Source organism: Microbacterium sp. 2216-1, assembly GCF_046507855.1.
GTDB lineage: Bacteria > Actinomycetota > Actinomycetes > Actinomycetales > Microbacteriaceae > Microbacterium > Microbacterium esteraromaticum_C.
In genome coordinates, this window is the sequence record NZ_JBKFTM010000001.1 from 1319281 (window position 1) to 1344260 (window position 24980).

General features: G+C 67.5%; 26 protein-coding genes. 7 read left to right on the top strand and 19 right to left on the bottom strand.

What is annotated here, in order from left to right; all coding sequences use genetic code 11:
• Positions 1-63: 63 nt before the first annotated feature.
• From ACLD0U_RS06115 to ACLD0U_RS06125, 3 genes are all read right to left on the bottom strand, one after another.
• Entirely contained in the window at positions 64-252 is a 189-nt protein-coding gene (locus ACLD0U_RS06115) for a hypothetical protein (RefSeq protein ID WP_179410788.1), read from the bottom strand.
• A gap of 82 nt (positions 253-334) precedes the next feature.
• Complete coding sequence (rpsD, locus tag ACLD0U_RS06120) at positions 335-964, bottom strand: 30S ribosomal protein S4 (RefSeq protein ID WP_179410787.1); 630 nt, start codon at positions 962-964, stop codon at positions 335-337.
• A 175-nt stretch (positions 965-1139) separates the two neighbouring features.
• Positions 1140-2471 (bottom strand): replication-associated recombination protein A, encoded by a 1332-nt coding sequence (locus tag ACLD0U_RS06125; RefSeq protein WP_179410786.1) that lies wholly within the window; start codon positions 2469-2471, stop codon positions 1140-1142.
• 107 nt (positions 2472-2578) lie between these two features.
• Here ACLD0U_RS06125 and ACLD0U_RS06130 point away from each other — a divergent pair, with 107 nt between their 5' ends.
• The 3 genes from ACLD0U_RS06130 to ACLD0U_RS06140 all read left to right on the top strand — a co-directional run bounded on the left by ACLD0U_RS06130 (position 2579) and on the right by ACLD0U_RS06140 (position 4948).
• Positions 2579-2878 (top strand): hypothetical protein, encoded by a 300-nt coding sequence (locus tag ACLD0U_RS06130; protein ID WP_179410785.1) that lies wholly within the window; start codon positions 2579-2581, stop codon positions 2876-2878.
• A 150-nt stretch (positions 2879-3028) separates the two neighbouring features.
• A complete protein-coding gene (locus ACLD0U_RS06135; RefSeq protein ID WP_410340273.1) occupies positions 3029-4315 on the top strand; it encodes a DUF349 domain-containing protein in 1287 nt (428 codons plus the stop codon).
• Positions 4316-4384: 69 nt separating this feature from the next.
• Complete coding sequence (locus tag ACLD0U_RS06140) at positions 4385-4948, top strand: SAM-dependent methyltransferase (protein ID WP_410340097.1); 564 nt, start codon at positions 4385-4387, stop codon at positions 4946-4948.
• Here ACLD0U_RS06140 and ACLD0U_RS06145 read toward each other — a convergent pair.
• The 8 genes from ACLD0U_RS06145 to ACLD0U_RS06180 all read right to left on the bottom strand — a co-directional run bounded on the left by ACLD0U_RS06145 (position 4927) and on the right by ACLD0U_RS06180 (position 13543).
• A complete protein-coding gene (locus tag ACLD0U_RS06145) occupies positions 4927-7179 on the bottom strand; it encodes a RelA/SpoT family protein (protein ID WP_206549842.1) in 2253 nt (750 codons plus the stop codon). The two genes, ACLD0U_RS06140 and ACLD0U_RS06145, sit on opposite strands and share 22 nt — an antisense overlap.
• Before the next feature lie 65 nt (positions 7180-7244).
• Complete coding sequence (gene secF / locus ACLD0U_RS06150; RefSeq protein ID WP_206549841.1) at positions 7245-8237, bottom strand: protein translocase subunit SecF; 993 nt, start codon at positions 8235-8237, stop codon at positions 7245-7247.
• A complete protein-coding gene (secD, locus tag ACLD0U_RS06155) occupies positions 8237-9964 on the bottom strand; it encodes a protein translocase subunit SecD (RefSeq protein WP_179410781.1) in 1728 nt (575 codons plus the stop codon). The genes secF and secD overlap by 1 nt, the downstream gene beginning before the upstream one ends.
• Positions 9965-9999: 35 nt before the next feature.
• A complete protein-coding gene (yajC, locus tag ACLD0U_RS06160; protein ID WP_224817850.1) occupies positions 10000-10428 on the bottom strand; it encodes a preprotein translocase subunit YajC in 429 nt (142 codons plus the stop codon).
• A gap of 75 nt (positions 10429-10503) precedes the next feature.
• Positions 10504-11535, bottom strand: coding sequence for a Holliday junction branch migration DNA helicase RuvB (gene ruvB / locus ACLD0U_RS06165; protein WP_224817851.1), 1032 nt, complete (start codon positions 11533-11535; stop codon positions 10504-10506).
• On the bottom strand, positions 11528-12136 hold the full coding sequence (gene ruvA, locus ACLD0U_RS06170) for a Holliday junction branch migration protein RuvA (protein ID WP_410340098.1): 609 nt from the start codon (positions 12134-12136) through the stop codon (positions 11528-11530). The genes ruvB and ruvA overlap by 8 nt, the downstream gene beginning before the upstream one ends.
• A gap of 10 nt (positions 12137-12146) precedes the next feature.
• Positions 12147-12725, bottom strand: coding sequence for a crossover junction endodeoxyribonuclease RuvC (ruvC, locus tag ACLD0U_RS06175; protein WP_179410777.1), 579 nt, complete (start codon positions 12723-12725; stop codon positions 12147-12149).
• A gap of 50 nt (positions 12726-12775) precedes the next feature.
• Positions 12776-13543, bottom strand: a complete 768-nt coding sequence (locus ACLD0U_RS06180) for a YebC/PmpR family DNA-binding transcriptional regulator (RefSeq protein WP_179410776.1) — start codon at positions 13541-13543, stop codon at positions 12776-12778.
• A 112-nt stretch (positions 13544-13655) separates the two neighbouring features.
• On the opposite strand from ACLD0U_RS06180, the gene ACLD0U_RS06185 reads away from it, so the two are divergent.
• Positions 13656-15023 carry a pyridoxal phosphate-dependent decarboxylase family protein gene (locus ACLD0U_RS06185; protein ID WP_410340099.1) on the top strand — a complete coding sequence of 456 codons (1368 nt, stop codon included), beginning with the start codon at positions 13656-13658 and terminating at the stop codon, positions 15021-15023.
• A gap of 62 nt (positions 15024-15085) precedes the next feature.
• Positions 15086-16006 carry an aminoglycoside phosphotransferase family protein gene (locus ACLD0U_RS06190; RefSeq protein ID WP_410340100.1) on the top strand — a complete coding sequence of 307 codons (921 nt, stop codon included), beginning with the start codon at positions 15086-15088 and terminating at the stop codon, positions 16004-16006.
• A 3-nt stretch (positions 16007-16009) separates the two neighbouring features.
• Here ACLD0U_RS06190 and pdxT read toward each other — a convergent pair whose 3' ends face one another.
• The gene (pdxT, locus tag ACLD0U_RS06195) at positions 16010-16621 is read right to left on the bottom strand and encodes a pyridoxal 5'-phosphate synthase glutaminase subunit PdxT (protein WP_410340101.1); all 612 of its coding nucleotides are present in this window, start codon (positions 16619-16621) and stop codon (positions 16010-16012) included.
• The gene (pdxS, locus tag ACLD0U_RS06200; protein ID WP_410340102.1) at positions 16611-17510 is read right to left on the bottom strand and encodes a pyridoxal 5'-phosphate synthase lyase subunit PdxS; all 900 of its coding nucleotides are present in this window, start codon (positions 17508-17510) and stop codon (positions 16611-16613) included. The genes pdxT and pdxS overlap by 11 nt, the downstream gene beginning before the upstream one ends.
• Positions 17511-17576: 66 nt before the next feature.
• On the opposite strand from pdxS, the gene ACLD0U_RS06205 reads away from it, so the two are divergent.
• Both ACLD0U_RS06205 and pdxY read left to right on the top strand, forming a co-directional pair.
• Positions 17577-18881 carry an aminotransferase class I/II-fold pyridoxal phosphate-dependent enzyme gene (locus ACLD0U_RS06205; protein ID WP_410340103.1) on the top strand — a complete coding sequence of 435 codons (1305 nt, stop codon included), beginning with the start codon at positions 17577-17579 and terminating at the stop codon, positions 18879-18881.
• Between the two features lie 55 nt (positions 18882-18936).
• Entirely contained in the window at positions 18937-19788 is an 852-nt protein-coding gene (gene pdxY / locus ACLD0U_RS06210; RefSeq protein ID WP_222446066.1) for a pyridoxal kinase PdxY, read from the top strand.
• An 8-nt stretch (positions 19789-19796) separates the two neighbouring features.
• On the opposite strand, the gene ACLD0U_RS06215 is transcribed toward pdxY, so the two are convergent.
• From ACLD0U_RS06215 to ACLD0U_RS06240, 6 genes are all read right to left on the bottom strand, one after another.
• A complete protein-coding gene (locus ACLD0U_RS06215) occupies positions 19797-20366 on the bottom strand; it encodes a hypothetical protein (protein ID WP_410340104.1) in 570 nt (189 codons plus the stop codon).
• Between the two features lie 54 nt (positions 20367-20420).
• Complete coding sequence (locus ACLD0U_RS06220; RefSeq protein WP_410340105.1) at positions 20421-20981, bottom strand: HIT family protein; 561 nt, start codon at positions 20979-20981, stop codon at positions 20421-20423.
• Entirely contained in the window at positions 20978-22915 is a 1938-nt protein-coding gene (thrS, locus tag ACLD0U_RS06225) for a threonine--tRNA ligase (protein ID WP_218848405.1), read from the bottom strand. Before thrS ends, ACLD0U_RS06220 begins: the two co-directional genes overlap by 4 nt.
• Positions 22916-23173: 258 nt before the next feature.
• Positions 23174-23548: a rhodanese-like domain-containing protein gene (locus tag ACLD0U_RS06230; RefSeq protein ID WP_179410766.1), complete on the bottom strand. Its 375-nt coding sequence runs from the start codon at positions 23546-23548 to the stop codon at positions 23174-23176.
• Positions 23549-23588: 40 nt separating this feature from the next.
• On the bottom strand, positions 23589-24140 hold the full coding sequence (locus ACLD0U_RS06235; RefSeq protein WP_274366955.1) for a DUF4395 domain-containing protein: 552 nt from the start codon (positions 24138-24140) through the stop codon (positions 23589-23591).
• 29 nt (positions 24141-24169) lie between these two features.
• Positions 24170-24958, bottom strand: coding sequence for a sulfite exporter TauE/SafE family protein (locus ACLD0U_RS06240; RefSeq protein WP_410340106.1), 789 nt, complete (start codon positions 24956-24958; stop codon positions 24170-24172).
• Between the last annotated feature and the right edge of the window lie 22 nt (positions 24959-24980).

A 24980-nucleotide genomic window follows, 5' to 3' on the forward strand; every position in this document is an offset into this window, starting at 1 on the left:
TTGCTGTCCTTGCGTGCAGTGCCGCGGAGCGGCGAGGGGCGATGCGGGTATCAGTCGTCGGTGTCAGTCGTCGGCAGGATCCGACAGACGGGCGTCCTGCTGGCGGTAGGCGTCACCGAGAATGGCGGTGAACTGCGACAGGCGCGCGTCGATCTCGCCGAAGATCTCCTGACCGCGCGGGTCCTTGTTCATGAAGTGGGCGGCGACGAACCCGCCGATCACACCGATCAGGAACCACAGCAGATTCTTCATTACGCCATCCTACGACGAGAGGCGCCGGGGAATCCCCGACGCCTCTCGGATGCGTCATCAACAGGCGGAAGCCTGCCTCAGATCAGCGAGCCGCGTAGTACTCGACGACCAGCTGCACTTCACAGGTCACGGGGACCTCAGCGCGCTTCGGACGACGAACGAGCTTCGCCTGCAGCTTGTCGAGCTCGACCTCGAGGTAGCCGGGAACGGGCGGCAGGACGTCGGCGTGACCGCCGGCGGCTGCGACCTGGAAGGGCTCGAGGCCCTCGCTCTTGGCCTTGACGTGGATGAGCTGACCCGGCTTCACGCGGAACGACGGGCGGTCGACGAGCTGACCGTCGACGAGGATGTGACGGTGCACGACCAGCTGGCGCGCCTGCGCCGTGGTGCGGGCGAAGCCGGCACGCAGCACGAGGGCGTCCAGACGCATCTCGAGCAGCTCGACGAGGTTCTCACCGGTCAGGCCGTCCTTGCGGCGGGCCTCGTTGAAGGCGATGCGCAGCTGCTTCTCGCGGATGCCGTACTGCTCGCGCAGACGCTGCTTCTCACGCAGACGGACGGCGTAGTCGCTGTCAGCCTTGCGCTTGGTGCGGCCGTGCTCGCCGGGAGCGTAGGGACGCTTCTCGAGGTAGCGGGCGGCCTTCGGGGTGAGCGGGATTCCCAGCGCGCGGCTGAGACGGACCTTGCGGCGGTCCTGGGACTTCGTAACCACGAAGCATTCCTTCCGTTACGTGGACGCGTCTTTCACGTCTCACGGGCGTATCTCCTGCGCTCTGCCGGCAGGCGCACGCCGGGGCGCCTGATCGGTGGGTATGAGCGGAGGGATGCCCGAAAACTCGGTTTCGAGCCGATCCATGCTATCAGATCGGCCATCGGTGACCGCCGGATCAGCGATCGCCGAGAATACGACGGATGCGCTCCAGACGTGCTGCGACGTCGCGCTCTGCGCCAAGCGGCTTCGGCTGGTAGTAGCGGCGTCCGTCCAGATCGTCCGGCAAGTACTGCTGCGGAACGATTCCCGCCTCGTTGTCATGCGGGTAGCGATACCCCTTGCCATGGCCGAGTCGCTTCGCCCCGGCGTAGTGCGCGTCGCGCAAATGAATCGGCACGCGGCCGAATCCGCCAGCGCGCACGTCGGCGATCGCCTGGTTGATGGCAAGGTAGGCGGCATTCGATTTGGCCGTCGTCGCGAGGTAGATGGTGGCCTCGGCCAATGGGATGCGCCCCTCGGGCATCCCGATGAATGCCACGGCGTCCGCAGCAGCGGTGGCGATGACCAGCGCCTGCGGGTCGGCGAGCCCGATGTCCTCCGCCGCCGAGATCACCAGGCGACGAGCGATGAACCGGGGGTCCTCCCCCGCTTCGATCATCCGGGCGAGGTAGTGCACGGCGGCATCAGCATCAGATCCGCGGATCGACTTGATGAACGCGCTGATGACGTCATAGTGCTCGTCGCCCTGCCGGTCGTAGCGCAGCAGCGCGCGGTCGACCGCCTGCGAGACGTCCTCGTCCGTGACGTCGGCGGAGGCATCCGCATCGGCTCGCGACAGTGCGACGGCCGCAGCCGCCTCCAGGCCGGTGAGCGCACGACGCCCATCACCTGAGGCGAGACGGATCAGCGCCGCGCGGGCCTCATCAGTGAGCCGCACGCGTCCGGCGAGCCCTCGGGCGTCGGTGACGGCACGGTCGACCAGCACACCGATGTCATCGTCGGTCAGCGGCTGCAGCGTGAGCAGGAGCGAACGCGACAGCAGCGGCGAGATCACCGAGAACGACGGGTTCTCGGTCGTGGCCGCGATCAGGATCACCCAGCCGTTCTCGACGCCGGGCAGCAGGGCATCCTGTTGAGCCTTGGTGAAACGGTGGATCTCATCGAGGAAGAGGATCGTGGTCTGCCCGTACAGGTCGCGCTGAGTGATCGCCTCTTGCATCACCTCGCGCACGTCCTTGACGCCCGCGGTGATCGCCGACAACTCGACGAACCGTCGCCCTGATGACCGGGCAATGGCCTGGGCGAGAGTGGTCTTGCCCGTGCCGGGCGGCCCCCAGAGGATGATCGACACCGCGCCTGGCGCGCTGGCCTCAGGGTCGGCCAGTGCCACGATCGGCGAGCCGGGCCGGAGCAGATGCTGCTGACCGGCTACCTCGTCGAGAGACGTCGGGCGCATGCGCACCGCGAGCGGTGTCTGGCCCGACATCAGGGAGGCTGCGGAGGTCATACGTCCAGGCTACTGGCGCGACCGACACGCGGTCGCGCCGACGGTAGGCTCGCAGGGTCGGACGGGTCGCGCACGATCCTCCGAGTGATGAGCAGAGGAGAACGACGATGGCGGCACGCGGTTCCCGCGGAGCGCAGCAGCGCGCTCGCACCGAGGCCGAACGGGCGCGACTCTACGCGGCCCGCACGGCATGGCACGAGAAGCTGCTGCGCCGTAAGCATCGCGACAACCTCATCGCCGTCAGCGCAGGCACCCTGATCGTCGCGGGCGCCATCGTGAGCCAGACCCTTCTGGGCATGTCGGCGACGCCCGCACCCGCCGATCCCAGCACGACACCGTCGCCCGCTGCGACCACTCCGGCATCCCCCACGCCGACCCCCACGCCCGAGCAGAGCACGGACGAGTGAACCGGGGCGGCGAGTGAACTAGGCTGGCTCTCGTCCTTTCCCACTCCCGCGGGATACCTGCGCAAGGAGAACACCGTGTCTGACGACAACGCCGCCAAGCCCACCCCTCCCGTTCCGGGTCCCCCGGTTCCTGCTCCGCCGCGTCGGCCCATGCCGACCGCCGCCGCCGCCCCGGCTGCCGCGCCCGCACCGGCGGCGCCCGTGAATGCGGATGCCGCGCAGTGGGGCCGTGTCACCGATGACGGCACCGTCGAGGTTCGCGAAGGCGACTCGTGGCGTGCCGTCGGCCAGTACCCCGACGGCACGGCCGATGAGGCGCTCGCCTACTACGTACGCAAGTACGAAGACCTCGCCGTCAAGCTCGGCACCCTCGAGACACGCGCCCAGGGCGGCGGTGCTTCAGCATCCGATCTGACCAAGCAGGCCACGCATCTGCAGGGCGAGGCCGCTGACGCGGCTGCCGTCGGTGACCTCGTCGGTCTCCGCGCCCGCATCGAGACGCTGATCGAGTCGCTGGCCGAGGCCACGGCGAAGGAGGCGGCAGCCGCCAAAGAGGCGCTCGACGCCGCCATCGCCGAGCGCACGACGATCGTCGAGAAGGCCGAGCAGATTGCCGCCCGTGACCTGAGCAAGGTGCAGTGGAAGCAGGTCACTGCCGAGATGACCGAGCTGTTCGACGCCTGGCAGGCGCACCAGCAGAACGGTCCGCGCCTTCCCAAGGGAGTCGCACAGCAGCTCTGGAAGCGGTTCCGCACCGCCCGTTCGACGGTCGACAAGGCCAGGCGCGTCTTCTTCGCCGAGCTCGACGACGTGCACCGCGCAGCACGCGACGCGAAGTCCCGACTGATCGAACGCGCCGAAGCGCTCGCGCCCCGTGGCGTCGACGGCATCCCCTCCTACCGCAACCTCCTCGACGAGTGGAAGACGGTGGGACGCGCCGGACGCAAGGCCGACGACGCCCTGTGGGCGAAGTTCAAGGCCGCCGGCGACGCACTCTACGCGGCACGCGCCGAGCAGGCAGCCGCTGAAGAGGCGGATTCCGCGCCGAAGATCGAGGCCCGCGAGGCTCTGCTCGTCGAGGCGAAGGGTGTCGCCGACGAGCCGAACCTGAAGCGGGCACGCGCCCTGCTCACCCGCATCCAGCGCGAGTGGGACGAGGTGGGTCGCATCTTCCCGCGCGACAAGGAGCGCGCGCTCGACGACCGGATGCGTTCGATCGAGCAGGCTCTCAAGTCGCGCGAGGACGTTGACTGGAAGAAGAACAACCCCGAGACCAAGGCGCGTGCGAACGACATGAGCTCGCAGCTGGTCGAGGCCATCGAGAAGCTTGAGTCCGAGCTCGCCGCCGCAGAGAAGTCCGGCGACAAGAAGGCGATCAAGCAGGCAGAAGAGGCGCTCTCGGCACGTCGCGCCTGGCTGAGCGCGCTCGGCGGCTGAGCACCGCGGTTATCCACAGTATGAGCCGTGTCGCCCCATCGCGGGGTGACACGGCTCATACTCTTTGACGTGCACTCAGCGCTCTTCTACCGTCCCGGCCAGCCTCTCTCGCTGCCGGAGCTGTCCGCGGCACGGCTGGACGGCCACGTCATCGAGGTCGGCGAAGGATTCATGCCGGTCGACACAGTCGAGAGCGCCGCTGATCGTGCCGTGAGCATCGCCGACCTCCTCCCGCCGAGAACCGCGGCGAGCGGACACTCGGCCGCGTGGGTTCACGGCGCGAGCGACCAACCGCCCCGCGTGCACCATGCGACGCGCATCAACCGGTCGCGGCCGCGCACATACTCATCGACACGCATCGTCTACCACGAGCACCGACTCGACGCTGACGATGTGCAGCTCATCGGCGGCGTTGCCGTCACGACACCACTGTGCACCGCGACGACCCTGCTGTTCGAGCTGGCGTGCACGGGCGGCGACGACCGTTGGCTACGGGGCCTGCTGAGTGCGCTCCCCCGGCTCGACGGCGAGTTGCGTGCGCACGTCGAACCGATCACCCGTCGTCCCGGTATCCGCGCGGCGAAGCAGCTCCTCGCGCGGATGCTGGCGGATCAGGAGGTCGTGACGCGGTAGACGTCGTACACCGCGTCGATCCGCCGGACGGCATTGAGCACGCGGTCCAGGTGCACGGAGTCACCCATCTCGAACACGAAGCGGCTCAGCGCGAGGCGTTCGTCGGTGGTGGTGACCGTCGCCGACAGGATGTTCACGTGGTGCTCGCTGAGCACGCGTGTGACGTCCGACAACAACGCCGAACGATCGAGGGCCTCGACCTGGATCTGCACCCGGAACACGCTCTTGGTGGTGGGGGCCCACTCAACCTCGACGAACCGGTCGGGGTCGTCTCCGAGGGACTTCACGTTGACACAGTCCTGCCGGTGCACCGAGACGCCGCTGCCACGGGTGACGAAGCCCACGATCGGATCGCCGGGCACCGGGGTGCAGCAGCGGGCGAGCTTGACGAGGATGTCGGAGTCGCCGCGCACCAGGATGCCCGAGTCGCCGCCCTTGCCCTCACGGACGGGGGCCTGACCGGGCAACTCGATGGCACCTGTGCTGGTGTCCTCCTCGACCGTGACCAGCGCGGTGACCTTCTCGATCACGGACTGCGTCGAGACGTGCCCCTCGCCGACGGCCGCGTACAACGCCGACACGTCCTCGTAGCGCAGCTGGTGCGCGACCTGCGTGAAGGACTCCTGGCTCATCAGACGTTGCAGGGGCAGGTTCTGCTTGCGCATCGCCCGGGCGATGGACTCCTTGCCCTGCTCGATCGCCTCTTCGCGTCGTTCCTTGGTGAACCAGCCGCGGATCTTGTTGCGCGCGCGGGTGCTCTTGACGAAACCGAGCCAATCCTGGCTAGGCCCTGCATCCGGGTTCTTCGAGGTGAAGACCTCGACGACGTCTCCGCTCTTGAGCTCGGTCTCCAGCGGCATCAACCTGCCGTTGACCTTGGCTCCCATCGTGCGGTGCCCGATCTCAGTGTGCACCGCATAGGCGAAATCGACCGGTGTAGCGCCTGCCGGCAAGCCGATGACGCGCCCCTTGGGGGTGAAGACGTAGACCTCTTTCGCGCCGATCTCGAAGCGCAGCGAGTCGAGGAACTCGGTCGGGTCGGCGGTTTCCGCCTGCCAGTCCGAGATGTGGGCGAGCCAGGCCATGTCCGTATCGGGCACGCGCGAGTCGACCTTGCCGCCGTTGACACGTTCCTTGTACATCCAGTGCGCGGCAACGCCGAACTCCGCCTGCTGATGCATCTCATGCGTGCGGATCTGGATCTCGACGGTTCGGCCGGACGGCCCGATCACTGTGGTGTGCAGCGACTGGTACAGGTTGAACTTCGGCGTCGCGATGTAGTCCTTGAAACGTCCGGGCAGCGGCGTCCAGCGCGCGTGGATCGCGCCGAGCACGGCGTAGCAGTCGCGGACGGAACCGACGAGCACGCGGATGCCGATGAGATCGTAGATGTCGTCGAACTCGCGCCCGCGGATGACCATCTTCTGATACACGGAGTACAGCTGCTTCGGCCGGCCGACGACCTTGCCTCGGATGCGGAGCTCGCGCAGGTCTTCATCGATCGACTCGATGACGCTCTGCAGGTACTTCTCGCGCTGCGGTGTGCGCTGCGCGATCAGGCTGTTGATCTCGGCGTAGATCTTCGGGTGCAGAACGGCGAACGAGAGGTCTTCCAGCTCGGACTTGATCGTCTGGATTCCGAGCCGATGCGCCAACGGCGCGTAGATCTCGAGGGTCTCTTTCGCCTTGCGTGCAGACTTCTCGGGCGGCACGAAGCCCCAGGTGCGGGCGTTGTGCAGGCGGTCGGCGAGCTTGATCAGCAGCACCCGGATGTCTTTCGACATCGCCACGATCATCTTGCGGACCGTCTCGGCCTGCGCGCTCTCGCCGTACTTGACCTTGTCGAGCTTGGTGACCCCGTCGACGAGCATCGCGACTTCGTCGCCGAACTCTTCGGTCAGCTCGGCCAGCGCGTAGCCGGTGTCTTCGACCGTGTCGTGCAGCAGCGCAGCCGCGATGGCCCGCGGTCCCAGCCCCAGCTCGGCCAGGATCTGTGCGACCGCGAGCGGATGCGTGATGTAGGGCTCACCACTCTGACGCAACTGCCCGGCGTGCTTGTCGCGTGCCACCCGGTACGCACGCTCGATGATCGGCAGATCACCCCGAGGGTGATTTGCCCGAACCGTGCGGATCAGGTTGTCGAGGTCATTGACACGGGGGGCACGAGAGAAGATGCGCGGCACAAGGCGACGCAGGCTCGATCCCTGCGACGGCGCCGGTGAATCGACCATCTGCTGCTCCTGTCCCGATCAGAACATCCTACGCGCGTTCGCCCCTACCGCTGAGCGAGGGAGGCTCAAGCCCCAGAGGCCACCGAGCGCTCGCGTGCCTCGTGCACCTTCGCATCGTGCGCGGCGATCGCCGGCTCCTTCTCGCGCAGAAGCGAGTAGAGCGGCGCGGCCACGAACAACGTCGAGTAGGTCGCGACGATGATGCCCACGAAGATCGAGAGCGAGATGTCGGTGAGTGTCTCGGCGCCGAGCCAGAACGAGCCGATGAACAGGATCGCCCCTACGGGCAGCGCCGCAACGATCGACGTGTTGATCGAGCGCACCAGCGTCTGGTTCACCGCGAGGTTCACGGATTCACCGAACGTACGCGTCGTCTGGTTCGCGTCCTCGGTGGTGTTCTCACGGATCTTGTCGAACACCACCGTCGTGTCGTACAGCGAGTACGCGAGGATCGTGAGAAAGCCGATCACCGCTGCCGGCGAGATCTCGAACCCGGCCAACGCGTAGACACCGATCGTGATCACGAGCACGTCCAGCAGGCCGATGATGGCGGCGGCAGACATCTTCCAGGTGCGGAAGTAGATCGCGAGGATCAGGAACGTCAGTGCCAGGAAGATCGCCAGGCCCCACAGCGACTGCCGCGTGACATTCTCACCCCAGGCCGGTCCGATGAACGAGTTGGTGATCTCGTCGACGTTCACGCCGTAGACCTGCGCGAGCTGCTCGGTGACCTGCTGGGTCTCAGCCGCGCTCATCTGCGAGGTCTGCACGCGGATGTCCTGGCCGTTCACGACCACGACCTTGGTGGTGGCCTCGGGAACGACCTCACGCACAGCATCCGTCGCCAGCGACTGATCGGTCGACTGCGGCGCCGAGACCATGAACTGCGAACCGCCGGTGAACTCGATCGAGAACTGGATCGGACGGATCAGCGGCACCAGCGCGGACCCGATGATCAGCGCGATGGCGATGATGAACCAGATACGACGCTTGGCGACAAACGGGAAGGAAGTCTTGCCCGAGTAGAGGTTGTTTCCCAACTCATTCATGGAGAACATCAGTCGTCGGAGTCCTTTCGGGCGCTTGACGAGCCCTGAGCTGCGAGGGCCTCGGCGCGCTTGCGCTCAGCGATGGTCTGGCGCTTCTCGGCCTCACCGCGCGCCCCCTGATTACGAGCGGCGCGACCGGTGCTGGCGACGCGCGCCTCCCGGTACTGAGCACGTCCACGATAGACAGCTCCCAGCGACTCGGGGTCGAGTCCGGACAACCGATGCCCACCACCGAAGAACCGGGTGCGTGCGAGCAGCTGCATGACGGGGTGCGTGAAGATCACGAAGATGAACACGTCGATGAGCGTCGTCAGACCAAGGGTGAACGCGAAGCCCTTCACCGTCGAATCGGCCAGCACATACAGCACCACGGCGGCGAGCACGTTGATCGACTTCGAGATGTAGATGGTGCGCTTCGCGCGCCCCCAGCCGTCTTCGACCGCACCGGTGATCGACTTTCCGTCGCGCAGCTCGTCTCGTATTCGCTCGAAGTACACGATGAACGAGTCGGCGGTGAATCCGATCGACACGATCAGACCCGCGACGCCGGCCAGCGACAGGCGGAAGCCCATGCGCCACGCGAGGATGCTGATGATGACGTAGGTGAGCACACCCATGACGCCGATCGAGGCGATGATCACCCAGCCGAGTGCGCGATAGCTGATCAGTGAGTACACCGCGACCAGTCCCAGGCCGATGAGACCGGCGATCAGCCCGATCTGCAACTGCTGCGAGCCAAGCGTCGCCGAGATGGTGTCGGAGCTCTCGACGGTGAAGCTCAGCGGCAGCGCGCCGTAGCGCAGCTGGTCGGCGAGCGTCTTCGCGCTCTCCTGGGTGAAGTCGCCCGAGATGCTCGGGTTGCCGTCGAGGATCGCCGCCTGCATCTGCGGCGCCGAGATCACCACGCCGTCGAGCACGAACGCGAACTGGTCGCGCGGGCTCAGGCCGGCGATGCGGTTGGCGTTCAGGCGCTGGCTGATCTCGCCGAACACCTCGGTGCCCTCGCGGTTGAGGTCGAGGTTGACGGTCCACTTCGCCGAACGCTGGTCGCGACCAGACGTCGCGTCGTCGATGACCGTGCCGTCGAGTTCCTTCGGGCCGAGCAGGTACTTGACCGACCCGGTCGGGTCGCAGGCGACCAGCGGCTCTCCAGCCGGCGGCGTGGTGTGATCGCGCGGAGCGGCGCAGTCGAACGACTGCAGCTCTGCGATCTGCTTCTCGGTCATCCATGCCGGGTCGCTGCCGTCGGTGGGCTCCGGCGTGGGCACGGCGTTCATCGAGTCGTCGGGCGTGGGGAACGGCGTGGGGTTGCCATCCTCGCCGATGAACTCGGTCGCCGCGTCGGTTGCGGCCAGTACGGCACGGAACTCCAGCTGGGCGCTCGCCTGGATGCGGTCGCGGGTCTCCTGATCGGCCACACCGGGAATCTGCACCACGATGTTGCGGCCGCCCTCGGTGGTGATGTCGGCCTCGGCGGTGCCGGAGGCGTCAACACGCTGACGGATGATCGCGGCCGCCTGGTCGAGCTGCTCCTGCGTCGGGTCGGCACCGTCCTCTGTCTGCGCACTCAGGACGATCTGAGTGCCGCCCTGCAGGTCAAGGGCGAGCTCAGGAGCCCACGAGCTCTCCTTGAACCCGTACACGCCGATCGCATTGATACCGAACAATGCCGCTGTGACCAGGAGCAGGCCGAGCAGGACCCGCCACGCATGACGGGTCGGAGATGAGGATGCCACGTAGTTCCGCTTTCCGCGTGAGACGCCCGCAGGCGTCAGTTCTCGTCGTTGCGCTCGAGGCGAGCCTTGGTCTCCTCAGGCGTCTCGACCTGGATCGCCTCGATACCGTCGGTCGCGTCCTTGGCGGGGACCGTGTCGGGGTGCTCCTCGACGACCTCGTCCTCAGCGGCGTCGTCGGAGTCGACGGCCTCCTCAGTCGGGTCGACCACGCGCAGGATCGCCTGGCTGTGCACCTCGATGACCACGCCGGGAGCGAGTTCGATCTGTGCGGGCTTGTCGAGGTCGACCGCGTCGTACGAGACGACGGTTCCGTACAGACCCCCCTGCAGCAGCACCTTCGCGCCGGGGATCGTCTTGGCGGCCTTCTCCTCCTGCTGTTCCTTCATCTGCTTCTGGCGCTTGCGCGTGTTCATGAACATGAACACGAGCATCACGGCGAGAAGTCCGAAGAGGATGATTTCCATGAGAGTTGAAGCCTTTCGAAGTGCACGCCGAACGCGGCGGTGCGTAGGGGGATATGGCCGGGAAGTCTTCAGCGATTATAGGTCATCGAACAATGCCACTCCCTCGGGATGCGAGATCCCGAGGTGCGCGTACGCCTCGGGCATCGCGATCCTCCCGCGTGGCGTCCGCCCGAGAAAGCCGATCCGCACGAGGTATGGTTCGACCACGCTCTCGACGGTCTCGCTCTCCTCACCCACGGCGACGGCGAGCGTGCTGAGGCCGACCGGTCCCCCGCGGAAACGCCGCACGAGCGCATCGAGCACCGCGCGGTCGAGCCGGTCGAGGCCGATCGCGTCGACGTCGTACAGCTCCAGCGCTGAGCGCACATCCGAGAGCGACGCATCTTGCCCGCCGCCGTGGACGAGTGCGTAGTCGCGCACGCGGCGCAGCAGGCGGTTCGCGATGCGGGGCGTGCCGCGCGAGCGACGCGCGATCTCGGAAAGCGCGTCATCGGGCAGACGCACACCGAGAACACCGGCAGACCGGTTGATGACCTGTTCGAGGTCGTCAGCGCTGTAGAACTCGAGGTGGCCGGTGAAGCCGAACCGGTCACGCAGTGGGTTGGGTAGCAGACCCGAGCGCGTCGTGGCTCCGACGAGGGTGAAGGGCGCGAGCTCCAGCGGGATGCTCGTGGCGCCGGCCCCCTTGCCGACCATGATGTCGATGCGGAAGTCCTCCATCGCCAGGTAGAGCATCTCTTCGGCCGATCGCGCCATCCGGTGGATCTCGTCGATGAAGAGCACCTCGCCGGGCGTGAGGCTCGACAGGAGCGCAGCGAGGTCGCCGGCGTGCTGGATCGCTGGGCCGCTCGACAACCGCAACGGGCGTCCGCTCTCGTGGGCGACGATCATCGCCAGCGTCGTCTTGCCGAGGCCGGGTGGGCCGGCGAGCAGGATGTGGTCCGCTGTGCGCTCCTGCAGGCGTGCGGCTTCCAGAAGCAGCTGCAGCTGACCGCGCACCTTGGCCTGACCGACGAATTCGTCCAGGCTCGACGGGCGCAGAGCGCCCTCGATCGCCAGCTCGGTGTCGTCGAGGGCTTCGGCCGCATCGCGCGCGTGCTCAGCCACGGTTCACCCCCGGCCCCATCGCCGCCAGCGTACGGCGCAGCAACGCGGGCACCGATTCGTTCTCGGCGTCGGTGGCGATCTCGGCCGCCTGCGCCACGGCTTCGGCCGCGACCTTCTCGGACCAACCGAGGCCGACCAGCGCGGCCACGACCTGGTCGGTGACGACCGTCTCGGGGGCACCCACCGGTGCAGTGGCGACACGGGGCTGCACCTTGCCGGCCAGCTGCACCACGATCAGCTTCGCCGTCTTCGGACCGATCCCCGATACCCGACGGAACGGGGCATCGTCCTCGGCCGTGACAGCCTCGGCGATCTGATCGACCGTCAGATGCGAGAGCACACCGAGCGCCGACTTCGGGCCGACGCCGGTGACGCTCAGCAGCTGACCGAAGATCTCCAGCTCGTCCAGATCGCCGAAGCCGTACAAGGTCAGCGCATCCTCACGAACGATCAGACTGGTGTGCAGGCGAAGCTGATCCCCCACGACCGCGGTGTGCGCGATGTCATTGGGCACGAAGACGGCGAAGCCGACACCGCCTGTCTCGATGACGACCTGGCCGGAGACCGCGTGCAGAACCGTGCCGCGCAGGGAGGAGATCATGCCTGTCAGCCTAGCGGTTGGGTCGTACATACATTCGAGCGACGCGCTCAGCATCCGCCCACGCACGTTGAGCCGGTGTCTGGGCGGCTCCCCCGGCGACCGACGCACCGTCCCGTCGCCACGCATGGCACAGCGCGATCGCCAGGGCATCCGCGGCGTCTGCGGGCTGGGGTGGGGCATCCAAGCGCAGGATGCGGGCGATCATGGACTGCACCTGCCGCTTGTCGGCGGACCCGTATCCGGTGACGGCCGCTTTGACCTCGCTGGGCGTGTGGGTCGCCGCCGGAAGACCCGCTTCGGCGGCGATGAGCAGCGCGACACCGGAGGCTTGCGCTGTACCCATCACCGTCTGACGGTTCTGCTGCGCGAAGACGCGTTCAACGGCGACGGCCTCGGGACGGTGCTCGTCGATCGCGGTGCGGATGCCCGCGGCGATGCCGGCGAGGCGCTCAGCGATGTCGGCGTCGGGCGGGGTGCGCACAACACCCACGTGCACAAGGGTGGCCCTGCGGGCGCGATCGACATCCACGATGCCGACGCCGCAACGGGTCAGCCCAGGGTCGATGCCCAATACGCGAAGGGTGCTCACTCCCCCAGGCTACGGTCCGCCGTGCGCCCGTTGATCAGGCGCGCCCGGAGTCAGTCCTCGTCGCCGTCGTTCTCGAGCTCGGCCTGCACCTCTGCGGGCAGGTCGAAGTTGCTGAACACGTTCTGCACGTCGTCGCTGTCTTCGAGCGCATCGATCAGGCGGAAGATCTTGCGCGCGGTGTCTGCGTCGATCTCGACCTTGAGGTTCGGCACGAACTCGACGTCCGCCGACTCGTAGTCGATGCCCGCTTCTTGCAGCGCCGTGCGCACCGCGACGAGATCGGTCGCCTCGGTCACGACTTCGAACCCCTGGGCGTGCGGCTCGATCTCCTCGGCTCCCGCTTCGAGCGCCGCCATCATGACGTCGTCCTCGGTGGTGCCCTCGGAGCCGACGACGATGACGCCCTTGCGCGAGAAGTTGTAGGCGACCGAACCCGGGTCTGCCAGCGTGCCGCCGTTGCGGCTGAGGGCTGTGCGCACCTCGGCAGCGGCGCGGTTCTTGTTGTCGGTGAGGCACTCGATCATCAGTGCCACACCGTTGGGACCATAGCCCTCGTACATGATCGACGCGTACTCGACGGCCTCGCCGCCGATGCCCGCACCGCGCTTCACCGCGCGGTCGATGTTGTCCTTGGGAACCGACATCTTCTTCGCCTTGAAGACGGCGTCGTAGAGCGTCGGATTGCCCGCCAGGTCGGCGCCGCCCAGCTTCGCCGCGACCTCGATGTTCTTGATCAGCTTCGCCCACGACTTCGCACGGCGTGCGTCAATGACCGCCTTCTTGTGCTTGGTCGTGGCCCACTTGGAATGCCCGGACATATGTCTCCGCTCGTCTTATCCGCCCGGAGTCGCCTCCAGGGCGTCGTCCAGTCTAACGAACCGGCCCCGGGTGCCGTTGTTTTCGTCCCTCCGCGGTGCAAGAGTGGTGTTCATGAACGATCGGGCGAAAGCGCTCGACGCGGCGCATCGACGCGCCACCGAGTTCCTTCAAGGACTCGATGACCGTCCGGTCTGGCCTCGGGCGAGCTTCGACGACATGATGACGCGCTTCGATGGGCCGCTACCCGACGAGGGCGTCGACCCCGCCGATGTGGTGGATCAGATCGCCCTAGCTGCCGATCCCGGGCTCGTAGCGATCCCCGGGGGGCGCTTCTTCGGGTTCGTGATCGGCGCCACGCACCCGGCGGCGCTGGCGGCGGACTGGCTCGTATCCGCATGGGATCAGAACTCGGGGTCCTCCCGGCTCACTCCCGCCACCGTGGCCATGGAGCGCACCGCGGGCACATGGATGCTCGATCTCCTCGGCCTACCGCCCGACGCGAGCGTGGGGTTCGTCACAGGTGGTCAGATCGCCAACTTCACCTGCCTGGGTGCTGCCCGGGCAGCCGTGCTGGCCCGCACGGGGTGGGACCTCGCAGAGCGGGGAATGCGCTGCGCTCCGGCGATCCGCTTCGTCGTCGGTGCTGATCGACACGGCTCGATCGATCGGGCGGCGCGGTACCTCGGCATAGGCCGGGCCGAGGTCACGGTCGTCGAATCCGACGATCAGGGCCGAATGCGGCCCGAGGCGCTGACGACGGCACTCGCCGATACCGACGGTCCGCTGATCGTCTGCCTTCAAGCCGGGGAAGTCCACACGGGGGCCTTCGACGACTTCGCCGCGCTCATACCGATCGCGCGCGACCACGGAGCGTGGGTGCACGTGGACGGCGCCTTCGGTCTGTGGGCCGCGGCTTCGCCCTCGCTGCAGCATCTGACGTCGGGCATGGCGGAAGCGGATTCGTGGGCGACGGATGCGCACAAGACGCTCAACGTCCCCTACGACTGCGGCGTCGCGATCGTCCGCGACCCCGCCGATTCGATCGCTGCGTTCCGCACCGGAGGCGACTATCTGATCTACTCGGGCCTCGACCCGTGGGATGTCACACCTGAACTGTCGCGCCGCGCGCGGGGTGTCCCCGCGTTTGCGGCTCTGCGCAGCCTCGGGCGCACCGGGGTCATCCGCCTGATCGATGGCCTGCACGCGAACGCCGTGGCGATGGCGCAGGGACTCGCCTCCATCACGGGAGTGCGGGTCATCAACGACGTCGACTACACCCAGGTGATGCTGCGCATGGACTCGGACGACGGTACGCGGGCCCTCGGGGAAGCGATCCTGCGCGACGGCACTGCGGTGATGACCGGCGCGGAATGGCGTGGCCATGCCACCCTGAGATGTTCGATGTCCTCGTGGGCGACCACGCCGGCGGACGTCGACCGGACCGTCGCCGCGATCGCTCGACTCGTCGCCTCGATGTGAGCTCGGCGCATCGTGCCCGGTCAGATCGGGTCTGCCCCACCGTCGGCCCTTAGGCTTGCCGGATGCAAGCAGGTGCGCAGCGGGCCAGGCCCGCGTGGTCGTCGTTGCCCGCCACCCTTCGAGCGAGCGTTGTGGATTGCATCGGCGGCACGTATGTCGATGACGTTGCCGCGCAGGGCGGATTCAGCGCGGGATACGCCGGCGTCGTCAGCACCACAAAGGGAAGGGCGTTCGTGAAGGCGGCGGGGCCCGCCTCCCACGCAGTCTCGCTCACGCTCTACCGCAGGGAGGGCGCGCTGCTCCCCAGCATCCCGCGGTCGCTGGCGCCGCGTGCTCTTGCCGTCATCGACGGCGATGACGGCTTCGCCCTCGTCACCGACGTCGTCGACGGCGCTCACCCCGGCGCGGCATGGTCGGCCGCGGACCTGCGGTCGGTCGCGCGCACGCTGAGCCGTCTCGCCGAAACCCCCGCCCCGGGTGGCGTCCCGGATGCTCGGGATGACATAGCGGAATTCACACGGTGGCATCGGATTGCCGACGACGCCGCTTTGCGAGACGCACTGCCGCACGACCTGGCCGCGCAGATACCGCGCCTGGTGGATATGGAGCGAGGGTTCGCCGACGCCGTCACTGGGCGGATGTTGATCCACGGCGATCTCCGTGCGGACAACATCCTCATCGGTGACGGCGACGCACGATTCGTGGACTGGCCGTGGGCGGTGCACGGTGTGCCGTGGTTCGACCTGCCTTCCCTGTTGCCGAGCGTCGAGGCCGGCGGCGGCCCGTCCTGCGAACAGGCATGGCCGATCTTTCAGGAGTTCGGCGCACCTGACCCGCACGAGCACCTGCCGATCATCGCGGGCATAAGCTCGTACTTCTGGTACTGGCAGGGGCAACCCGAGCCGGCGCAGGTCCCCGGCCTGCGCGTCTTCCAGCGCGCGCAGGCGTTCGCGGCGCTGCGGTGGCTCAGCGCGCTGCTGTGACTGTCAGGCGGCGCGGACTGCCGTCCGCTCCGCCACCCTGGCGAGGAAGCGCTCGTGGAACCGCGTCTCCCCCGAGATCTCGGGGTGGAAGCTGATCCCGAGCAGGTTCCCCTGTTCGACGGCGACGATGCTGCCGTCGTCCAGGACGGCCAGCACGACGGCATCCGATCCGACGTCCTCGACCACGGGACCGCGGATGAATGCGGCCCGCACAGCGGGCTCGCCCAGGGCCGGCACGTGGATCGCCCCCTCGAAGGAGTCGACCTGACGTCCGAACGCGTTTCGGCGCACGAGAACGTCGAGTCCTCCGAAGGTCTGCTGCCCTTCGATGCCGTCCGCGAGCCGGTCCGCGAGCATGATCAGTCCCGCGCAGGTACCCAGCACCGGAAGTCCTGCCGAGATCGCGTCGCGGATCGGATGCTGCATGCCGAAGGTGCGCGCCAGCTTGTCGATGACGCTCGACTCCCCACCGGGGATGACCAGCCCGTCGACACGGGCGAGTTCCTCGGGACGACGGACAAGCGTCACCTCAGCCCCGAGGCTCGCGAGCAGGGCGGCGTGCTCGCGCACGTCACCCTGCAGCGCGAGCACGCCGACGTGCGGGTTACCAGCCACGCTCAGCGAGACGGTGCGGCGCGGGCAGGTCGCTGACGTTGATGCCGACCATCGCTTCCCCCAGTCCGCGCGAGACCTCGGCGACGACCTTGGGGTCGTCGAAGAAGGTCGTCGCCTTCACGATCGCCTTCGCGCGCGCCGCCGGGTCGCCGGACTTGAAGATGCCCGATCCGACGAACACACCGTCCGCACCGAGCTGCATCATCATCGCGGCATCGGCGGGAGTGGCAACGCCACCGGCGACGAACAGCACGACGGGCAGCTGACCGGTGTCGGCGATCTCGGCGACGAGCTCGTAGGGCGCCTGCAGTTCCTTCGCGGCAACGTACAGCTCATCCTTCGACAGTGCGCCGAGAGCTGCGATCTCACCACGGATCTTGCGGATGTGCTTCATCGCCTCGGACACGTCGCCGGTGCCGGCCTCACCCTTCGAGCGGATCATCGCCGCTCCTTCGGTGATGCGGCGCAGCGCCTCACCCAGGTGAGTCGCACCACACACGAACGGCACGGTGAAGGGCCACTTGTCAATGTGGTTGACGTAGTCGGCGGGCGAGAGCACCTCGGACTCGTCGATGTAGTCGACGCCGAGCTCCTGCAGCACCTGCGCCTCGACGAAGTGCCCGATGCGCGCCTTGGCCATCACGGGGATCGAGACGGCGTCGATGATGCTGTCGATCATGTCGGGGTCACTCATTCGCGAGACGCCGCCCTGCGCGCGGATGTCCGCCGGCACGCGCTCGAGCGCCATGACGGCGACGGCACCGGCATCCTCGGCGATCCTCGCCTGCTCTGCGGTGACGACGTCCATGATGACGCCGCCCTTGAGCATCTCGGCGAGACCGCGCTTGACCCGCTGCGATCCGGTGGTGGGGTTCTGGTCGGATGCCATGGTCACTCCTCTTGTGACAAAAATCGGTTTGGCCTATGTCAAAACATAGCACCATAGAATCGAACCGTGGACGACCAGATCACCGGAAGCACCGCCGCAGAGATCGCCGACAGTGTGCGCGGCCTGCGCGAACGCGGCACGCTGCGCCCCGGCGACGCCCTCCCCCCGGTGCGCGAACTGGCCGTCCGCCTCGGAATCAATCGCAACACCGCCGTCGCCGCCTACCGTCAGCTCGCCGGGGCCGGACTCGTCATCTCCCGCGGCCGAGCCGGCACGCTGATCGCCGGTGCCGAGAGCGTCGCGCAAGAGGGCCTCGCCGATACCGTGCTGCACGACATCGCCTCGGGCAACCCCGACCCAGCGCTCATCCCCGACCCGACCCCCGCGCTCAGCCGCATCGTGGGGCGTCCCGTGCTGTACGGCGAACCGGTCATCGACGCGGCGCTCGAAGCGTGGACCCGTGAGTGGATGCACGCCGATCTGCACCGCGACGATCTCACCATCTGCGTCACCAGCGGAGCCGTCGACGCCGTGGAACGACTGCTCGCGCAGGCGCTGATGCGCGATGATGCCGTCGCGCTCGAAGACCCCTGCTTCCTGGCGAGCATCCATACGGTGCGCCTGGGCGGCTACCGCGCCGTGCCCGTGCCGGTCGATGACGAGGGCATGACCGTCGAGGGGTTGCGTGCGGCGCTCGACGCCGGCGTCCGCGCCATCATCAGCACGCCGCGTGCGCAGAACCCGACCGGTGTCACCCTCACACCCGAGCGCGCCGCCGCGCTGCGCGAGGTTCTGGCCGATCACCCGTACGTGCTCATCATCGAGGACGATCACTTCTCGCTGCTCTCCCCGCACGCGTACGCGACCCTCATCGGCCCTCAGCACCGCCGCTACGCGCTCGTTCGCTCGGTGTCGAAGTTCCTCGGTCCCGATATGTGCCTCGCCCTCGCCGCGACCGATCCCACGACGGCAGAACGACTCTCTTTGCGTCTGAGCCCCGGCACGACCTGGGTCAGCCATCTGCTGCAGCGTCTGGCGCACGCCCAGCTCACCGATGCGTCGGCGAGGACGCAGATCTCGACGGCATCCGCGCACTACGCAGAGCGCAACGCCGCCTTCGCCGCCGCGCTCGAGACGCACGGCATCTCGACGAGTTCCGTCGACGGGCTGAGCCTGTGGGTGCGATTGACCGTCCCCGCGCGCACGACCGCCGAGCGCCTGATGCGGCGGGGGTGGTTGGCGCGCACGGGCGACGAGTTCTGCATCGACGAATCCTCGCCCGCGTCGCACCACCTGCGATTGACGGTGCACGATCTGTCGGATGCCGACGCCGCGCGTCTGATCGATGATCTGGTCGCCGCGCAGCGCTGAGCACCCGTCGCACGGCAGTGACGGGCCCGGGTCCGCCGGATGAGAGGATGAAGGGATGAAGATCCTCTCGATCCAGTCGGCCGTCGCTCACGGACACGTCGGCAACTCCGCCGCCGTCTTCCCGTTGCAGCGCATCGGTGTCGATGTGCTGCCGGTCTACACGGTGAACTTCTCGAACCACACCGGGTACGGGGCGTGGCGCGGACCGATGATCGACCCGACCGACGTGCGCGAGGTCATCACCGGCATCAGTGACCGCGGCGTGATGCCCGAGATCGACGCCGTGCTCAGCGGCTACCAGGGTGGCGAGGGCATTGCCGACGTCATCATCGACGCCGTCGCACAGGTGAAGGCGGCGAATCCGAACGCCGTGTACGCGTGCGACCCCGTGATGGGCAACGCCAAGTCGGGCTGCTTCGTCGCTCCCGCGATCCCCGACCTGCTGCGCGATCGCGTCGTGCCCGTGGCCGACATCATCACCCCGAACCAGTTCGAGCTCGGCTTTCTGACGGGAACCGAGCCCGACACCCTGGATTCCACCCTGGCCTCGGTTGACGCCGCGATGGCCATGGGACCGTCGACCGTGCTGGTCACCTCGGTCGAGCGCCCTGACCGCGACGAGGGAACGATCGAGATGCTTGCCGTGGACGGCAAGGGCGCCTGGCTCGTCGCCACACCGCACCTGCCGATGAAGGCCAATGGCTCGGGAGACGTGACGGCGGCGCTGTTCACCGCACACTACGTCTCGACCGGCGATGCGAAGCTCGCGCTCGAGCGCACGGTGTCGAGCGTGTTCGACCTGCTGCAGGCGACCCTCGACTCCGGGGATCGCGAACTGCGCCTGATCGAATCGCAGGAGCGCTACGCCAACCCGCGGATGCAGTTCACCGCACGGCAGGTGCGCTGAGCACCCGGCTACTCGGGAAACGCCTCTTGCAGCGCGGAGTCCCACGCGGCTTTGTCATCGGGGCACATATACCCGGCGGCGAACACCGCGGTCTTCGCAATGCCCTGAAGACGTGCGCCGAGCTCGCTTTGCGTCGCGTCTGCGGGGACCAGTTGCTGCACCAATGGCGAACCGCTGAGCATGGCCATCATGAACTCGGCATCGATGCGGTGCTGGTTCAGGATGCCGCTCTCACAGGTATCCGACCCCAGCGCGAGCAGGATCCATTCCTCCCGCTCGGTCCAGGTTCCGCCCTGCGCTTCCGCGCGCTCACGAGCCTGCGCCACGAGTTGCTTCTGCGCTTCGGTGACAGCGACCAACGGTGACCCATCGAGCGGTAGCTGCTGCTCTTCGAGGAAGGCATCGCGCTCAGCGAGAGCATCGGCCATCGCTTTGTCGTCGTCGGGTGCGGGTGCCGAGCTGTTCGTGGGGGTTGTGCGCGGCGACTCCGTGGGCGCGCAGGCAGTCAGGGCGAGCGCGAGCGTGGCCACGACGGCGAGCGGCGCAGCCACGCTCAGGCGATGAGATGCGGTGGTCATATTCCCTCCCGAGAATCTGTCACCCCAGTCTTTCAGCGCAGCGCCACCTGCGATTCAGTTATCCACAGGCCAGGCGCGGGCCACGGCGTCGCGCACCTCGCCGAGCAGCTGTGGCAGCGCCTTGGTCTTGGCGATGATCGGGAAGAAGTTCGCGTCGGTCGACCACCGCGGCACGATGTGCTGATGCAGGTGCTCAGCGACGCCGGCACCTGCCACGGCTCCCTGATTCATTCCGAGGTTGAATCCATCGCACCGAGAGACGTCACGCAGCACGCGCATCCCGATCTGCGTGAGAGCGCCGATCTCGGCGACCTCCTCGGGCGTGGCCTGATCGTAGGTGCCGATGTGACGGTAAGGGCACACCAGAAGGTGGCCGGAGTTGTACGGGAACAGGTTCAGCAGCACGTACGCGGTCTTGCCACGCGCGACGATCAGTCGCTCGGCGTCATCGTGCTTGGGTGCCTCGCAGAACGGGCACTCCTCACGCAGCGGTTCCGGCCCCGCCTGGATGTACGCCATCCGGTGCGGAGTCCACAGCCGCTGGAACTCATCCGGAACACCGGCGAGGTGCCGGGCGTCCTCGGGCGTCGGCTGCTGATCCTGTTCCGTGCTCACGCGAGGTCCTCGGCCGTCATCACCCGCGCGTGGTTCGCGACTGCGTTCCGGATCCGCTCGATCGCGACCTCGACCGGCACACCGTTCTCCTGGGTGCCGTCACGGAAGCGGAACGAGACGGTTCCGGCGTCGCGGTCCTGCGCACCTGCGATGAGAATCAGCGGCACCTTGGCGGTGGTGTGGTTGCGGATCTTCTTCTGCATCCGGTCGTCGGAGTGGTCGACGTCGGCGCGGATGCCCGCGGCGCGCAACTGCCCGATGACCTCGTCGAGGTAAGGACCGAAGTCATCGGCCACCGGCACGCCGACCACCTGCGCGGGAGCCAACCACAGCGGGAAGTCGCCGGCGTAGTGCTCCAGCAGGATCGCGAAGAAGCGCTCCACCGAGCCGAGCAGGGCGCGGTGGATCATCACCGGGCGGTGCTTGGCTCCGTCGGGGCCGGTGTACTCCAGTTCGAAGCGCTCGGGCTGGTTGAAGTCGAGCTGGATCGTCGACATCTGCCAGGTGCGTCCGATGGCGTCGCGCGCCTGCACTGAGATCTTCGGACCGTAGAACGCCGCTCCACCCGGGTCGTCCACCAGCTCGAGACCGGACTCGACGGCGACCTCGCGCAGCGTGTCGATCGCAGTGGTCCACTGCTCGGGCTCACCGAGGAACTTGGGGTTGCCCACCTCGTTGGTCGACAGCTCCAGGTAGAAATCGTTCAGCCCGTAATCGCGCAGCAGCTCGAGCACGAGGTTGAGGTTGGTCGCGAGTTCCTCGCGCACCTGGTCCTGGGTGACGTAGATGTGTGCGTCGTCCTGCGTCAGGCCGCGCACACGCGTCAGACCCGAGAGCGTGCCGCTCTTCTCGTACCGGTACACCGTGCCGAACTCGGCCAGACGCAATGGCAGCTCGCGGTAGCTGCGGCCGCGCGCGCGGAAGATCAGGTTGTGGAACGGGCAGTTCATCGGCTTGAGGTAGTAATCCTGCCCCTGGCGCGTGACGTTGCCCTCGTCGTCGACGACCTCATCGAGGTGCATCGGGGGGAACATGCCGTCGGCGTAGGTCTGCAGGTGCCCCGACGTCTGGAACAGGTCCTTCTTGGTGATGTGCGGGGAGTTGACGACGTCGTACCCGTTGCGCAGCAGGTGGCGGCGCAGGTTCTCCTCGATCTCGTAGCGGATGATGCCACCCTTGGGGTGGAACACCGCCAGCCCCGAGCCGATCTCGTCTGGGAACGAGAACAGGTCCATCTCGACGCCGAGCCTGCGGTGGTCGCGACGCTCGGCCTCTGCCAGACGCTCCTGGTACGCGCGCAGTTCTTCCTTGGTGGGCCAGGCCGTGCCGTAGATCCGCTGCAGCTGGGGGTTCTTCTCGCTACCGCGCCAGTAGGCGGCCGCGACGCGGGTGAGGTCCCAGCCGTTGCCGATCATACGCGTGCCTGGCACGTGCGGGCCGCGGCAGAGATCCTTCCAAGCGACCTCGCCGTCCTTCGTGACGTTGTCGTAGATGGTCAGCTCGCCGCCGCCGATCTCCGCGGAAGCGCCTTCGGCAGCATCCGCGCCAGAGCCAGGCCCTCCGGCGAGATCGATCAGCTCGAGTTTGAAGGGCTCGTGTGCGAGTTCGGCGCGCGCTTCACTCTCGGTGACGACCCGGCGCGTGAAGCGCTGACCTTCGCGGATGATGCGCTGCATCTCTTTCGAGATCGCCTTCAGATCCTCGGGGGTGAAGGGCTCATCGACGCCGAAGTCGTAGTAGAATCCGTCCGTGATCGGCGGGCCGATACCGAGGTTCGACTGCGGACGGATGCGCTGCACCGCCTGCGCGAGCACGTGCGCGGTCGAGTGGCGCAGGATGCTGAGGCCGACCGGGCTGTCGATCGTGACCGGCTCGACCACGTCGGTGTCGGTGACGGTGGCGGCGAGATCTTTCAGTTCGCCGTTGACGGTCATCGCGACGACGGATCGATCGGTGAACAGGGCGAAGCCGTCGCGCTGTTCGGAGGTGGATTGGGCGTTGTCTGACACGGGGTATCTCCAGATAGACGATGGAAGGAGTCGACTCAGCTGCGGGCGCTGTGCGCCCTGCCCGCTCAGGCCCTCGTAGTTCGCACGACGACACCGGTGACAGAGGTCACGATGGTCAGCGCGGCGGATTCCATGCCCACGAGTCTACGCGTTCGGCGACGCGCGCCGGAGTACCCCGCTCCCTCACTTCACGATCGGCAGGCCCGTGGCATCGGCGGCCTGCTGCAGCGAGCCGAGATTGGTGAGCGTGGTGAATCCGGCCTGCTCCATCAGCGCGATGGCCTGACCGGCTCGGTTGCCCGAGCGGCAGTAGACGAGGTACTCCGCGTCGGGGTCCAGGTTCGGGATCGCGGCGGCGAGCTCACCGCTGTTGAAGTCGAGCAGGGTCGACCCTTCGAGGTGCCCGCCCGCGTACTCGTCGGGAGTGCGCACGTCGAGCACGACGGTGTCGGTGCTGATCTCGATCGGTTCGGCGGTGGTGCTCGGCGAACCGGCACAGGCGGTCAGCGTCAGGGCGAGGGCGATGGCGGATGCCGAGACGGCGAGAAGACGGCGCATGAGGTGTCCTTTTCGTAGGGGTCGTGGTGAGGCGGGGTGATCAAGAAGTGGGGGTGGGTTGTTCGACGACGCAGCTGTCGCCGGGACAGTACTGCGGTGGCGTACGGCCGAATCGCGCCTGCAGGGCGCAGCCGACGCAGATGCCGAAGGCGGTCTCCAGGAACAGGAGCGTCAGGCAGATGCTGCACAACGCCAGTGTGAGCCACAACGGCGCGGCGAACACCCCCATGCTGGCGCACGAAATGGCCGCAAGACCGAAGCCGAGCCACCATGCGAATGCCTTCTGCGGTGCGCCAACCCACTCCGGACGCTGCCCTCGGACAGCGAGACGACCGAGCGCGAGCGACGGTGACCACCGGTCTCCGGCTGTCACACGCAGCAGCATGTCGATCAGAAAGAGCATGCCGAACGGTTGCATGATCTCGACGCGACCGGTGAAGTACGCCGCCGCGAAGGAGACACCACCGAGCAGGAAGAGGATGCCGGCGCCGGCGCGCACGGCACGCTCGTCGATGACGGCGGTTGCGTAGCCGGGGACGAAGCGGCCGATCCTCGGCGCGTCGGCGCGAATGCCGGAGGGGTCGGATGTCACAGGGCTGTCCTGTCTGGTGGTGAGGGCGGTCAGGTGGTCAGGGTCGTTAGGAGTGGGAGCAGTTCTTGGGTCAGTACGAACGCGCCCATCGCCAGCACGAAGATGCCGAACCCGCGGCGGAGTGCCCGCTCGGGGAGGCGTCCGGCGAGGGCGACGCCGACGAACGATCCGGCGATCGCCGTTGCGGTGAATCCGAGCACGATGGGCCACTGCACGGGAACCGAGAGCAGGTATCCACCGAGCCCCGCGAACGACTTCATGGCGATCACGAGCAGCGAGGTACCGACGGCGACGGCCATGGGCAGGCCGCCGAGCAGATTCAACGCGGGCACGACGAGGAATCCCCCGCCGGCGCCGACCAGACCCGTCGCGACGCCGACGAGAAGTCCGTCGATGAGGATGCGGATCGTCGCACGGCCGTGTGTGGCTGCCGATGCCGCGTCGCCCGCGGACTTGCGTCCGCGGATCATGGCGATGGCGGTGACGATCATCATGATCGCGAAGAGCACCATGAGCACCACACCAGGGATGAACCCGCCGATGAGCCCGCCGACGAAGGCGCCGGCCATACCGGCCACGCCGAAGAGTGCGCCGGTCTTCCAGCGCACTCGCCCGGCGCGCGCATGACTGATCATGCTCACCGCGCTGGTCGCACCGACGATGAACAGCGACGAGGCGATCGCCTCTCGCGGTTCCATCCCCAGTACGTAGGTGAGAATCGGAACGGTGAGGATCGACCCTCCGCCGCCGAGAAGCCCGAGCGAGACGCCCACCAGCGCGGCAAGCGCGAGAGCGATGATAATCAGATGGGGTTCCACTCGGGCTCCAGAACGGGCTTCG

What these genes read in the sequence shown, in the direction of transcription:
- pdxS (WP_410340102.1), bottom strand. Translation starts at nt 17,510, where the DNA reads ATGGCATCCGACCAGAACCCCACCACCGGATCGCAGCGGGTCAAGCGC.
- ACLD0U_RS06215 (WP_410340104.1), bottom strand. Translation starts at nt 20,366, where the DNA reads ATGACCACCGCATCTCATCGCCTGAGCGTGGCTGCGCCGCTCGCCGTC.
- ruvA (WP_410340098.1), bottom strand. Translation starts at nt 12,136, where the DNA reads ATGATCTCCTCCCTGCGCGGCACGGTTCTGCACGCGGTCTCCGGCCAG.
- ACLD0U_RS06135 (WP_410340273.1), top strand. Translation starts at nt 3,029, where the DNA reads ATGCCGACCGCCGCCGCCGCCCCGGCTGCCGCGCCCGCACCGGCGGCG.
- ACLD0U_RS06145 (WP_206549842.1), bottom strand. Translation starts at nt 7,179, where the DNA reads ATGGTCGATTCACCGGCGCCGTCGCAGGGATCGAGCCTGCGTCGCCTT.
- ACLD0U_RS06115 (WP_179410788.1), bottom strand. Translation starts at nt 252, where the DNA reads ATGAAGAATCTGCTGTGGTTCCTGATCGGTGTGATCGGCGGGTTCGTC.
- thrS (WP_218848405.1), bottom strand. Translation starts at nt 22,915, where the DNA reads ATGACCGTCAACGGCGAACTGAAAGATCTCGCCGCCACCGTCACCGAC.
- ACLD0U_RS06185 (WP_410340099.1), top strand. Translation starts at nt 13,656, where the DNA reads ATGAACGATCGGGCGAAAGCGCTCGACGCGGCGCATCGACGCGCCACC.
- ACLD0U_RS06230 (WP_179410766.1), bottom strand. Translation starts at nt 23,548, where the DNA reads ATGCGCCGTCTTCTCGCCGTCTCGGCATCCGCCATCGCCCTCGCCCTG.
- ACLD0U_RS06130 (WP_179410785.1), top strand. Translation starts at nt 2,579, where the DNA reads ATGGCGGCACGCGGTTCCCGCGGAGCGCAGCAGCGCGCTCGCACCGAG.
- ACLD0U_RS06190 (WP_410340100.1), top strand. Translation starts at nt 15,086, where the DNA reads ATGCAAGCAGGTGCGCAGCGGGCCAGGCCCGCGTGGTCGTCGTTGCCC.
- pdxY (WP_222446066.1), top strand. Translation starts at nt 18,937, where the DNA reads ATGAAGATCCTCTCGATCCAGTCGGCCGTCGCTCACGGACACGTCGGC.
- ACLD0U_RS06125 (WP_179410786.1), bottom strand. Translation starts at nt 2,471, where the DNA reads ATGACCTCCGCAGCCTCCCTGATGTCGGGCCAGACACCGCTCGCGGTG.
- ACLD0U_RS06180 (WP_179410776.1), bottom strand. Translation starts at nt 13,543, where the DNA reads ATGTCCGGGCATTCCAAGTGGGCCACGACCAAGCACAAGAAGGCGGTC.
- secF (WP_206549841.1), bottom strand. Translation starts at nt 8,237, where the DNA reads ATGTTCTCCATGAATGAGTTGGGAAACAACCTCTACTCGGGCAAGACT.
- yajC (WP_224817850.1), bottom strand. Translation starts at nt 10,428, where the DNA reads ATGGAAATCATCCTCTTCGGACTTCTCGCCGTGATGCTCGTGTTCATG.